Source organism: Hippea sp. KM1 (genome assembly GCF_000526195.1).
Classification (GTDB): domain Bacteria; phylum Campylobacterota_A; class Desulfurellia; order Desulfurellales; family Hippeaceae; genus Hippea.
Map to the genome: position 1 here is coordinate 164,084 of NZ_JAFP01000001.1, position 12,484 is coordinate 176,567.

The 12,484-nt window shown below is 39.3% G+C and carries 12 protein-coding genes; 9 read left to right on the forward strand and 3 right to left on the reverse strand.

Annotated features, from left to right (window positions below; translation table 11 throughout):
* The first annotated feature begins 26 nt into the window (after nucleotides 1–26).
* From D891_RS09330 to pseC, 9 genes are all read left to right on the forward strand, one after another.
* Nucleotides 27–1,085 (forward strand): FkbM family methyltransferase, encoded by a 1,059-nt coding sequence (locus D891_RS09330; protein WP_025209157.1) that lies wholly within the window; start codon nucleotides 27–29, stop codon nucleotides 1,083–1,085.
* Nucleotides 1,086–1,089: 4 nt separating this feature from the next.
* On the forward strand, nucleotides 1,090–1,896 hold the full coding sequence (locus D891_RS0100880) for a transketolase (RefSeq protein WP_025209158.1): 807 nt from the start codon (nucleotides 1,090–1,092) through the stop codon (nucleotides 1,894–1,896).
* The gene (locus D891_RS0100885; protein ID WP_025209159.1) at nucleotides 1,893–2,819 is read left to right on the forward strand and encodes a transketolase family protein; all 927 of its coding nucleotides are present in this window, start codon (nucleotides 1,893–1,895) and stop codon (nucleotides 2,817–2,819) included. The genes D891_RS0100880 and D891_RS0100885 overlap by 4 nt, the downstream gene beginning before the upstream one ends.
* Nucleotides 2,803–3,561: an SDR family NAD(P)-dependent oxidoreductase gene (locus D891_RS0100890; RefSeq protein WP_025209160.1), complete on the forward strand. Its 759-nt coding sequence runs from the start codon at nucleotides 2,803–2,805 to the stop codon at nucleotides 3,559–3,561. Before D891_RS0100885 ends, D891_RS0100890 begins: the two co-directional genes overlap by 17 nt.
* Before the next feature lie 30 nt (nucleotides 3,562–3,591).
* A complete protein-coding gene (locus D891_RS09335) occupies nucleotides 3,592–4,425 on the forward strand; it encodes a sulfotransferase domain-containing protein (protein WP_025209161.1) in 834 nt (277 codons plus the stop codon).
* Nucleotides 4,419–5,645 carry an ATP-grasp domain-containing protein gene (locus D891_RS0100900; RefSeq protein WP_025209162.1) on the forward strand — a complete coding sequence of 409 codons (1,227 nt, stop codon included), beginning with the start codon at nucleotides 4,419–4,421 and terminating at the stop codon, nucleotides 5,643–5,645. Before D891_RS09335 ends, D891_RS0100900 begins: the two co-directional genes overlap by 7 nt.
* The gene (locus D891_RS09060) at nucleotides 5,645–7,543 is read left to right on the forward strand and encodes a hypothetical protein (RefSeq protein ID WP_051453542.1); all 1,899 of its coding nucleotides are present in this window, start codon (nucleotides 5,645–5,647) and stop codon (nucleotides 7,541–7,543) included. Before D891_RS0100900 ends, D891_RS09060 begins: the two co-directional genes overlap by 1 nt.
* 64 nt (nucleotides 7,544–7,607) lie before the next feature.
* Nucleotides 7,608–8,606: a UDP-N-acetylglucosamine 4,6-dehydratase (inverting) gene (gene pseB / locus D891_RS0100910; protein ID WP_025209164.1), complete on the forward strand. Its 999-nt coding sequence runs from the start codon at nucleotides 7,608–7,610 to the stop codon at nucleotides 8,604–8,606.
* Nucleotides 8,603–9,754: a UDP-4-amino-4,6-dideoxy-N-acetyl-beta-L-altrosamine transaminase gene (gene pseC / locus D891_RS0100915; RefSeq protein WP_025209165.1), complete on the forward strand. Its 1,152-nt coding sequence runs from the start codon at nucleotides 8,603–8,605 to the stop codon at nucleotides 9,752–9,754. Before pseB ends, pseC begins: the two co-directional genes overlap by 4 nt.
* A 72-nt stretch (nucleotides 9,755–9,826) precedes the next feature.
* On the opposite strand, the gene D891_RS0100920 is transcribed toward pseC, so the two are convergent.
* The 3 genes from D891_RS0100920 to D891_RS0100930 form a co-directional block, all read right to left on the reverse strand.
* Nucleotides 9,827–10,069, reverse strand: a complete 243-nt coding sequence (locus D891_RS0100920; RefSeq protein ID WP_198014763.1) for a nucleotidyltransferase family protein — start codon at nucleotides 10,067–10,069, stop codon at nucleotides 9,827–9,829.
* A 13-nt stretch (nucleotides 10,070–10,082) separates the two neighbouring features.
* A complete protein-coding gene (locus D891_RS0100925) occupies nucleotides 10,083–10,541 on the reverse strand; it encodes a hypothetical protein (protein ID WP_025209167.1) in 459 nt (152 codons plus the stop codon).
* Between the two features lie 110 nt (nucleotides 10,542–10,651).
* A complete protein-coding gene (locus tag D891_RS0100930; protein WP_025209168.1) occupies nucleotides 10,652–12,436 on the reverse strand; it encodes a flagellin N-terminal helical domain-containing protein in 1,785 nt (594 codons plus the stop codon).
* Between the last annotated feature and the right edge of the window lie 48 nt (nucleotides 12,437–12,484).

Consider the following 12,484-nt stretch of genomic DNA (forward strand, 5'->3'; position numbering starts at 1 on the left):
ATATACTCTGAGGAGGTAAAAACAAAATGAGCATTAACAAAATAGAAGATAGGAGATTGTTGGGCGAAAAGACAGTGATTCTGTTCGGCGCGGGTGGATTGTTATCTTATGCAATCAACGAACTTAGTAAATTAAGCATTGAAGTAGCATATATTTCCGATAATAATAAAAATTTACATGGAACTAAAGTAAACGGTATAGAAATTATACCGCCCGACAAAATAAAAGATAAAAATCTGCCTGTTTTAATAACAAGTATGTATGCTAAAGAAATAGCATCTCAACTTAAAAGCATGGGAATTGAAGAATATTGTGATTTTTCTTATAGTTTTGATCTAAATCGATGGATCGAACATTTTGATCTTGAGCTAATTAACAAAAATATTGATAAAATTAATGAAGCAAGAGAATTATTTGAAGACATTGAATCCAAAGAAGTGTTTGATTCTATATTAGAGTATAGAAGGACGCTAAAACCCGATATTTTGTTGAAGGCTTCTTATGACAATTATTTCCACCCCTTGGCAAGTCCAAAAAAAAATGATGTTATTATAGATGGCGGTGCTTGGCATGGAGATACATGTATTAATTTTGCTTCAAAATTAAAAAACAGATGCACTATATATTCATTTGAACCAGAGGAAAATAATTTTAATAAATTGAAAAACAGTATCTATAAGCATAAGCTTCAGAACACTGTTTTTCCAATAAAAAAAGGCCTTTACAACAAGGAATGCACCCTGTTTATAGATACAAATGTTGATAACGATATGCAATTTCAAATCCGAACTACAAATACTGGCAAAGCAATAGAAATGATTTCTATAGATATTTTCATTAAACAAGAGAATATCTCAAAAATCGATTTCATAAAAATGGATATAGAAGGCTCCGAATATAAAGCATTAGAAGGAAGCAAGAAAACTATAGAAAGATTCAAACCAAAGTTGGCAATTTGTATTTATCACCTATACAATGATTTGTGGGAAATTCCTCTGTTAATTAAAAGATTAAACAGTCAATACAGACTGTATTTAGGTCATCATTCTCAGAATTTACTCGACACAGTTTTGTATGCTGTATAATATAATGGAAACTGGTATGAATAAAATAGCAGCAAAAATTAGAATAGGCACTTTAAAATCAATCCATTATGCTGACTCTGGTCATCCTGGTGGCTCACTATCAATAGTCGGTATTCTGGTTTATCTATACTTCAAAGAGATGAATATAAAAGACTGGCGAGATCCTAACAGAGATAGGTTTGTTTTGTCCAAAGGTCATGCCTGCCCCGCTTTGTATGCAGTGTTAGCAGAAAAGGGGTTCATAGAAAAAAAAGAACTCTGGAATTTGAGAAAAACAGGTGCTCTTCTGCAGGGGCATCCAGAGATTGGAATACCTGGTATAGAAGTTGTTTCAGGGTCATTGGGACAAGGGTTCTCTGCAGCACTTGGTATAGCATTGGGGGCAAAGAGACTGAACAAAAGTTTTAGGGTTTATGTGATTCTTGGGGATGGCGAGTGTAACGAAGGTCAGGTTTGGGAAGGAGCTATGTTTGGTGCTTTCCATAAGTTAGACAACTTGGTTGCAATAGTAGATTACAATAACCTACAAAGCGACAGCAATTGCGACAATGTTACAGCCTTGTCTCCTCTAAACGAAAAATGGAAAGCATTTGGGTGGCATGTCTTAGAGATAAATGGCCATGATTTCAAAGAAATAGAGAACGCCTTCAAAGTTGCAAGAAGAACAAAAGGCAAACCCACATGCATTATTGCGCATACAATCAAGGGCAAAGGTGTATCATTTATGGAAAACAACCCAGCTTGGCATGGAAGTAGAGGCTTGACAGAGGAAGAGTTAAGACAAGCGCTGAAGGAATTGGGTGAAGAATGATTTCTTTAAGAGAGGCTTTCGGAAAATACTTATTAGAATTGGCAAGGAATAGAGATGATTTCTTTGTTCTCGATGCGGATGTTGCAGGCGGAACATTTACACACTGGTTTAGAGATAAATACCCTGAGCGTTTTGTGGAATGCGGCATAGCAGAACAAAATATGTTTGGTGTTGCAGCTGGTCTGTCAACGTTGGGTATCATTCCTATTGTTACAACCTATGCTGTTTTTGCTTCAATGAGGGCCATTGAACAGGCGAGAAACTCTATTGCTTACCCCAATTTCAATGTAAAAATCGTAGCATCTCATCCAGGAATCGATACCGGCCCTGATGGAGCTACTCATCAGGCAATAGAGGATTTGGCAATATACAGATCGATACCAAACTTTGTTGTTCTATCTCCTGCTGATGACATTGAGCTAAAACAATGCTTAAATTGTGCACTTGACCACAAAGGCCCGGTATATATAAGAACAGGCAGAAGCCCTGTGCCGACTATTCATGAGGAAGGGTACAAATTCAATCTTGGAAACCCAGATGTAATATTTGAGGGGGAAAAAGACATTATCCTTTTTGGCTGCGGGATAACATCTCACAGGGTCTTAAATGTAGCAAAAAAACTCGGCATAACTGCTGTAAATGTGCCAACACTCAAACCAATAAACAGAGAAGATTTTGTTAATGTTTTAAAACCAGCTAAGATTGCGATTACTGTAGAGGATCACAATATCATTGGGGGTCTTGGAGACCTTATTGGCAGTGTAATTTCAGGAAATGGGCTTTGTACAAAGCTGATAAAAATGGGGGTTCAAGACAAATTTGGAAAATCAGGAGACCCTATAGAACTTGCTAAACTATATGGCATAGATGAATCATCAATAGAAAATACAGCTAAAGAGGTGATAAATGAGATTAAAGGATAAGGTGGCGTTGGTCACAGGTGGGTCAAGGGGCATAGGAGGGGCTATAGTAGAAAAAATCGCCCCTATGGTTGGTTGCGTGGTTTTTACATACAAAAAAAACAAAGAAAAGGCTTTACAAATAAAAGAAAGCCTGAAGAATAAGGGATATGAAACAGAGTGCTTTAAGCTTGATCAATCCAATAGGAACGAGATAAAAGCCGTTATAAAAGGGATACACGAAATATTTGGTGGCGTAGATATATTGATAAACAATGCTGCAATTTCCCAAGAAAAACCATTTGAAACGATAACGGACGATGATTGGGAATTGATGTTAAAAACCAATCTGCAAGGACCTTTTGGATTAATCCAGGAATGTCTGCCTTACATGAAAGAAAAGGGGTGGGGCAGAATTGTTAATATTGTCTCCGTAGGTGGCCAGTGGGGAGGCTACAATCAGGTGCATTATGCAGCATCAAAAGCCGGACTTATAAGTTTAACACACTCCATAGCAAAAATTTATTCAAGATTCGGTATAACGAGCAATGCTGTCTCTCCTGGGCTTGTTGCAACCGATATGTCAAAAAATGAGTTAGAAACAGAAACAGGGAAAAAGAAAGTTGAAAACATACCCTTGGGAAGAATAGCAACGCCAGAAGAGGTAGCTGATGTAGTAACTTTTCTTATAAGCGATGAGGCCTCTTATATAACTGGACAAACAATAAATGTGAACGGTGGAATGTTGTTTAGTCATGGGGTTTAATTTATTCATTGCAGAAAGGAGATAAAAACCATGGAGCTGGAATATCTGAAAATTATTCAAATAGGTTTTCCTAAATCTGGTAATTCTTTACTTAATAAACTCATAACATTATGTTTAAAAGAGTTAGGTGTATTCAAAACTTATAAAAACACCATTGGTTTATCATATGTCTATACTGAGCTTTATAAAATGTACAATTTAGAAGAGTTGTTTGAAGATAGTATGGATGTGGATGACATAAGGGTCGTAAACGATAAACTATACTTAAGTTTCCTGTTTCCGGTGGAAAACCTGAGATTAGTTGAGGTTCAGCCAACAGCTTTGCTACAATTTTCTTCTTTAGTTTGGAGTCATTCAAAGCCAAACGAGCTTTATCCTTTTTTTCTAAATTTCGGAGTTAGATTTTACATTATCAGGGACGGCAGGGACGCAATAAACTCTCTTATACACGCAAACACTTCCGCAAAAGTTTTAAAGTATTACCCAGAATTCAAAATTAACGATGCAAAAGAGCTATATAGCAGGCTGGATATATTCGAGAAGTATGTCAGAATGTGGAATGACCATGTGGAAAACTATCTACCCTATAAAGAATTTTTCACGGAAATAAGATATGAAAAACTCATAAACGGCGGTGAGGATTTTCTTAAAATTCTAAAAATTTTTAATCTTGAGAGAAAATACACTGAATTTAAAGAAATTCTTTCCTTTAAAAAGATGAAAGAAAAATCTCCTTCACACCTAAGAAAGGGAAAAATAGGTGATTGGAAAAACTACTTCACTGAAAAACATAAGGAAATATTTAAAGAAATAGCGGGTGATACATTGATAAAATTAGGGTATGAAAAGGACAAAAATTGGTAACAGACCTAAAAACACTCCTCATTTTAGGCACAGGTAAAGATCAGGTTTTTGGCATAGAAAAAGCCAAAGAGATGGGATTATACACGGTTGGGCTTGATATAAACGAATTCTCTGGCGGCGCAAGACTTGTGGATGAATTCTATAAAGTCAACATAAAGGATGAGAAAGAAGTTGTAGAGTTTATAGAAAAATACAACAATCCGATTGACGGTGTGATTGCCTTTGGTGTTGACATTCCTGAAATACTGGCAAGAGTAGCAGAACTCAAGGGTGTCTTTTATTATACAGATTATGAAACTGCCCTTCTATCCAAAGATAAATACAAAGCAAAAAAGAGAATGAAAGAGTATGGCGTAAGATTACCTAACTTCTCAAAGATTGAAACATTTGAAGATTTAGCAAAAAAAACCAAGGATTTCGGTTATCCATGTGTTTTAAAACCCGTTGATAACAGTGGTGCAAGGGGAGTTTTAAGGATCACTGAAGATGTTGATCTTAAATGGGCTTTCGAATATTCCAAATCGTTTTCTAAAAACGGATACTTGATACTTGAGAAATTTTTAGACGGCATGCAGATAAGTTCTGAAAGCTTTATAGTCGATGGAAGGGTATATACGGTCGGGTTATCTGAAAGAAATTACGAATTTTTGGACAAATTTGCACCTTTTATAATAGAAAACGGCGGTGATTTACCACCACCATTAAACAATAAACAAAGAAAAGAGATTGACGAGCAAATCTCAAGGTGCGCAGAAGCCTTTGGTGTAAGAAATGGAATAATCAAGGGCGATCTTGTAATTCACGATGGCAAGGTTTTCGTCATAGAGGTGGCATTAAGGCTATCAGGCGGGCATTTTTCGTCTGTTGAAATACCACTAAACACAGGTGTGGATTTTTTGAGGTATGCAATTCAGATGTCTCTGGGCGAGAAAGTCAACCCTGATAATTTGAGATACACCATAAAAAAGTATGTTGCTTTAAGATATATTTTTCCGAATAAAAAGGGTACAATAAAAAGACTCAGATTTCCTGAATGGTTTAAAGAAAAAAATGAAGTAATAGTTTACGATTTTTACTATAAAATCGGAGATAAAGCCAACTACCCCATTAAATCTCACCCTGAACGATTGGGTTTTTTTATAATAGCAGCAAACAATAGACAAGAGGTGGCCTCAACTATTAAAAAGACCTATGAAGATACAGTTGTAGAGATAGTGTGATGCTCTACTTTTACGCCCTTTTTCATTTGAATTTAATGTATTCATCCATCGAGGAAGACGAAAGAGGCGTTGTTATAGACAGGTGCTATTACCCGCTACTTGAGATTGCAGAAGACGGCGTTCCGATAAGTATAGAGTTAAGCGGCTTGACGCTTGAGTTAATACAAAAGATAAAGCCTGAATGGGTCGAGGAGTTCAAAAAACTCTTAAAAGAAAACAAAATCGAGCTCATTGGAAGCGGGTACTCACAGATCATCGGGCCGTTGATGCCCTATGAATTGAACATCCAAAATCAATTGATCGGGCTTGAGGTCTACCAAAATCTACTTGGCATTAGACCAAAAATTGCGCTTGTTAACGAGATGGCCTACTCTAAAGGCTTGGTTGATATTTACAAAGAGGCGGGTTATGAAGCCATTGTAATGGAGTGGAATAATCCGTATAGGTTTCACAAGGAGTGGAGCAAGGATTGGGCGTATTTTCCACAGATTGCAAAGGGAGTAAAAAGTGATATACCCATAATCTGGGCGGATTCAATAGCGTTTCAGAAGTTTCAAAGATACGCACATGGGGAGATGTCGCTAAAGGAATACTTCTATTACCTGAAATCACACGACTCTAAAAGGGTTAGATTCTTTCCACTTTATGCCAACGATGCTGAGATCTTTAACTTTAGGCCGGGCAGATATGAAACAGAAGCCAATTTACAGTTCGATGAGTGGAGAAGGATAAAGAAACTATTAAGTGTTATAAAAAACAAGGGCTCTGAGTTTGTGTTTTTAAAAGACACCCTAAAACACAAGCAAAACAACATACTAAACCTTGAATCGCCACAGCAGCCGATACCCGTTAAAAAGCAGGAAAAGTACAACATAAACAGGTGGGCTTTGACCGGCAGGGGTGATCTTGAGATAAACACAGACATTTTTAGGCTTGTAAAGGCGTTTGAATACAGCAAACCCACAAAAGAGGACTGGAAAAGGCTGCTCTACTTTGCATCGAGCGATTTTAGGACACATATAACGCAAAAGAGGTGGCGCACCTTCAAAAAAGAGCTCGATGATTTCGTTAAAAAATGGGATGCAAAGCCTGTTTATCTTTCCTATCCGAGCAACAAGGTTAATTTCGACATAAAAGAAAACCTGTTTTTCCTAACGGTTGAGACAAAGAAAATAAAATGCGTTTTCAACAAAAAGAAGGGCTACACAGCAAAAGCTGTGATATTCAAGGAAAAGTCCCAGAGACCCCTGATTGGCACGCTTCCACATGGATATTACGATGATATTTCTCTTGGCGCTGATTTCTTCTCGCTCCACTCTATTATAGAAAAACCAGGCGAGCACAAGCTTACAAACCTGTGCGCGTCGGAATGTAGATTAACCATTGATGACCGCAGGGTCAAAATCGAAAGCAGGTGTCTGGATAGGAATGCAGAGTTTTTGAGGATCTACGAGATTTTTGAAGACGCACTAAAAATTTACATGAAAATCACCCTACCCAAGAGGGATTTTGCGATTATTCATCCCCTAAACATCACCTTTAACCCCGAAGCGTTTGATAAAAACAGCCTATTCTTTGAAACGCACAACGGCTCTCTACTGCCAGAGCGGTTTGAGCTTAAAAATGAACCTGTGGCGCACTCGCAAAGCCTGTCTGTGCTCATCTCTGCAAAACACGGCCTCGGAGCAACGAAAGGCTCAATTGTCATAGGAGACAAAGACAAACAGCTGACATTTTTGCACAATCAGACCTTAAGTGCGCTGATACCCTCGATATTCTTCCTGCCTATCGACAACACATACTTCTTTAGACTCCAATACTCGGCCCAAGAGATGGACGAAACATTCAAGCCAAACGATTTAGAGCAAGTGATAGAGTGCGAGTTTTTGATTAAGTAGATTTTGCTTTTAAAGTTTGCTAAATCTGTGTTATATTTGTTTAACAAGCGTTAGGGGGTGAGCTGTGTTTAACGATAAGGTTATCTTCATAACAGGCGGCACAGGGAGCTTTGGTAAGAAATTCACCCAGATATTGCTTGAGAATTACAAACCCAAAAAGGTCATAATATACTCAAGGGATGAGTTCAAACAGTTCGAGATGAGTAAAACCTTTAACGACAGGTGCATGCGCTATTTTATCGGAGATGTGAGGGACAAAGACAGGCTTTTAAGGGCTATGGAGGGCGTTGATTATGTTGTCCATGCTGCGGCCTTGAAGCATGTGCCAATCGCAGAATACAACCCTATGGAGGCTATAAAAACCAATGTACTTGGCGCAAACAATGTAATAGACGCAGCGATTGAATCGGGCGTTAAAAAGGTGATAGCCCTATCGACGGACAAGGCGGTAAACCCGATAAACCTATACGGCGCAACAAAGCTTGCGGCGGATAAGCTTTTTATTGCAGCAAACAACATAAAAGGAGCAAGGCCAATTAAGTTCAGCGTCGTTAGATACGGCAATGTCATGGCTTCTCGAGGCAGTGTGATTCCGCTCTTTATGAGGCTAACCAAAGAAGGCGCAAAGAAGCTGCCCATAACGCACCCCGATATGACACGATTTTGGATAACACTGGATGAGGCCGTTAGGTTTGTCATGATGGCATTTGAGACGATGCAGGGCGGCGAGATCTTTGTTCCAAAGATTCCGTCGATGAAGATAACCGACTTAGCAAAGGCTATTAACCCTGATGCTGAATTTGAGATAATTGGCATAAGGCCTGGCGAGAAGTTGCATGAGACTTTGATCTCTGTGGATGAGTCCTATAATACGATTGAGTTTGGTGAGTATTTTGTAATTCAGCCTTTGATCCATGTGACAGGCAGGCCCGACTATTTTGTTAATCCCAAAGGAGAAAAGGGGATAAGAAAGGAGTTTGGTTTTAGGTTTTCATCGGATAATAACGATAGATGGTTGTCTGTCGATGATTTAAGGGATAAACTTAAGGATGTCGATGTATGATACCGTATTCCCATCAATGCATCGATGAGGACGATATAGAAGCAGTTGTTGAGGTCTTGCGGACGGATTTTTTAACGCAGGGACCAAAGATTGAAGCGTTCGAAAAGGCTTTGGCCGATTACTGCTCTGCAAAGTACTGCGTGGCATTCAACTCTGCAACAACGGCGCTTTATGCCTCTTGCTTTGCTTTGGGCTTAGGTAAAAACGATAGCTTCATAACAACACCGATTAGCTTTGTATCCACGGCAAATGCCGGAGTCTATTGTGGAGCAGGGCCTATTTTTTGTGATATTGAAAAAAACACGGGCAACATGGATGTCGATTTAGTTGAGGATCTGATTGAGAAAGACACAAGGTTGATCATAGGTGTTGATTATGGTGGCAATCCGCTTAAGTGGGATAAGCTTAAAAGCATTGCAGAAAAGTATGGGCTAAAGCTCATCGATGATGCATCACATGCTTTAGGTGCAGAGTATAAAGGCAAAAGGATCGGCTCCTGTGAGTTTTGCGATATTACGGTGTTTAGCTTTCATCCGGTAAAGCCCATAACGACGGCAGAGGGCGGTGCGGCACTAACAAACGACGAGACTCTTTATAAAAAGCTTTTGATGTTCAGAAACCACGGTATAACAAAAAGTGCGAAGGATTTTATATCTGAGCCTGACGGCGATTGGTACTATGAGATGCAGTTTTTGTCCTTCAATGGGCGGATTAGCGATATGCAGGCAGCTTTGGGTTTGAGCCAATTAAAGAAGCTAAATAGTTTCACAGAAAAGCGCAGAGAAATTGTAAAACTTTATAAGGATAGGTTTGAGAACAAAGGGTTTTTTGATTTTACCGAAGAGACAAAGGGCGCAAAGAGTGGTTATCATCTCTTGCCTGTCTTGCTAAAGGACGGCTTTGTTGAGAAAAAGCAGGAGATTTTTAAAAATTTAAGGTCAAAGGGCGTTGGCGTTCAGGTGCACTATATACCCATTTACAGACAGCCGTTTTATAGAAGGTTGGTGTCTAATGTCCATTGCCCGAATGCAGAGGAGTTTTATAGAAGAGAGTTGAGTTTACCCGTTTATCCTTGCATGGAAAGGGATGATTTGGAGTTTGTCTTTGAGGCTGTTGAGGGGGTTTTTGAACAGCTACTCAGCCCATAATTCAAGATTCAAAGGGATTTAAAATCTTTAGTGTTTCTATCGCTTCTTATCTCCTCTTGCCATTTTGTAGGGTCAATTTATCCTAACACCTTTTAGGGCTTCCTTTTCTATTGGTCTGTTAAAGTCCCTACTGACAACAACATCCACAGGTTTTCCCAATAAATTTTCTAATTTCGCTTCTAATTTAATCCGCTTTTCAAAGAGCTTCTCCCTTTCATCTGGCACAACAAAAATGTCGATATCCCCGCCCTTTTTCTCCTTCAATCTGCTTCCAAATATATATACCTCGCACTTGCCAAAAACCTTCTCAGCCAAATCCCTTATGGTTTTAATCTCTTCCTCGCTCAACCTTATCTTCAATTTTCTTGATCACCTCAATTAACTCTGGTGTTTTCTCTATGAGATAGTTTATAGCCTCAATCCTATCTTCAAAAGAATAAGGATATTCGTGTGATAGAAAATTTCTTACTTTTCTAAACTCATTCCAACTATCTATGTCTATTATACCCTCTTTTTCTATCTCCTTCAAGATATCAAAAAAGGTCTTCTCTTCCACTATATAGCCCATCTCTTTTAAAAATTCCCTGAAAATCCTGCTGCCTATCAAATCCTGCAACTTCGCAAACCTGAAGGCAAGTGTATCTAACATATCTTTTTCATAGGAATTTAGGTTTTCAAATCTGTTGATGTCCAATGGATATACATTCTTAAGTCTTCCTAAAACATCCTCCAACCTTTCTATATGAATGCCTGCTTCTTTTAAATAAAAATCCAGTCTATCTGACACTATGCCACTGCTCTCTTTAACAATTTAACCTTGTTTTTAAAGCTATCAAAATATGTTGATTTCGTCAAAAATAAAAAGCCCCGCAGAAAGCGGGGCGGATTGGGTGATGATTACTGCAGCAGTCTTAGAACATTCTGCTGGACAGCGTTTGCCTGAGCCAGTGCGTAGGTACCGGACTGTGCAAGGATCTGGAGCTTGGAGAAGTTTGAGGACTCTTGTGCGAAGTTGACATCCCTGATCGTTGACTCAGCACCGTTGATGTTGATCTGTGTTACGGAGATGTTCTCAACCGTTGCCTGGATCTGGTTCTGGATTGCACCGAGGCTGGACCTGACTGCGTCTAAGTCTTTAAGAGCAGATTGCGCAATCTTGATTGCAAGCTCAGCGCCGTTTACCGTGGTGACATTCACATCCTCTAATTTGTGTGTTGGGGCTATGACACCTGCAGCTAAACCTCCAACAGAAGGTTTGTTGCCAGCTATTGTTATATTATCTGTACTTGTAAGAATTACCCTTCCTCTGTTGGATTCATTGGCAAGATAGTAAATTTCATGATTGGCGTTTGTAGCGTCTAACCCAAGGAAATTTAGATGACTTGCCTTTGCCTGGGCGCTTGCAACATGTATGTTTAGATCTTCCCCATCTCTAACGATGGTTTTTAATACACCACCACTACTTGCTGTTGCACTAAACCTAATATCATCTGTACTTATACCTGCTGCCTGAAGCTGCGCGTTTAAAGATTGGGCTGCTTGGGCTGCTGATAAATCTTTGTCGATAACAAGTTTTACGCCATTCATATAGAATGAAAATGCTGCTGCTAAACTTCCACCGTCGGCACCAGTTAAGGTTGTTTCGGCGTTGCTTAAACCTGTGATCTGAGCTGCGTTTCCATGTAGCTCTATAGCTATATTTCTTCCGTCAGTAGAAGTTAGGACAAGTTGTCCATTGTTATTGACGCTTGCAACAACTCCGGTTTCATCTGTATATCTGTTTATAGCGTCTACTAATGCACCATTTGAGTCATTAGCTCCAACATTAACATAGCCTATATTTACACCATTGATCCAGAAATCACCAGCATTGATTACTCCTGCTGTAATTGCGTTGTTTCCTGTGACAACATTGGATGCCCTTGCCTCAACTCCACCTGTTTCTAATTGAACGGAGTTTATGGCTGCAGCCAGTGTTTTAGCAGAAAGCTGCCTTGTTTTATCTATGCCAGCAAGGTCATTTGCAACTGCAACGCCATTAATTGTTAAATCTTCATCTTTTAATTCTACAAAGTTTGTATTAGCATTGTATTGTACTGTTGGATTAGAGGTAGCACTTGTTTCCTGTATTTTCTCTGTCCAGTCAGCCTCTAATGTGCCGTTTGCAACCCAACCAATGGAGTCGGCTGCAGTTCTCTGGGCACCTATAGAGAGTGTCTGGTTCATGTAGGCGCCGATGTGAACGATTTTGTTTGTGAAGGTTCCATCCAACAGCTTTGTGTCTTTGTAAGATGTTGTCTCGGCGATGTTGTTGACCTCTTGGATGAGTTTGTTGATTTCTGCCTGGAGTGCCTCTCTGGATGATGGATCCTCTGTGGCGTTTGCAGCCTGGGCTGCCTTCTGGGAGATTGTCTGCACGATGTCGATGGATTTCTGCAGAGCCATGTCTGCAATCTGGATGAGTTTAATAGCGTTGTTGCCGTTGTTGATTGCCTGGCCTAAGTTCATAGACTGAAACTTAAGACCGTCTGCGATCGTCATGCCAGCAGCATCGTCTGCCGCTTTTGTAATCCTCAGACCCGTCGAGAGCCTGTTGAGTGAGAGAGAAAGTTTGTCATTTGTGTTGTTGAGGTTGAATACTGCATACTGAGCCGAAACATTGGTATTAATCCTGAGTCCCATTGCTACCTCCTTGCAATTTCTTTAAGGGGTTAAACATAAATTCCCAAA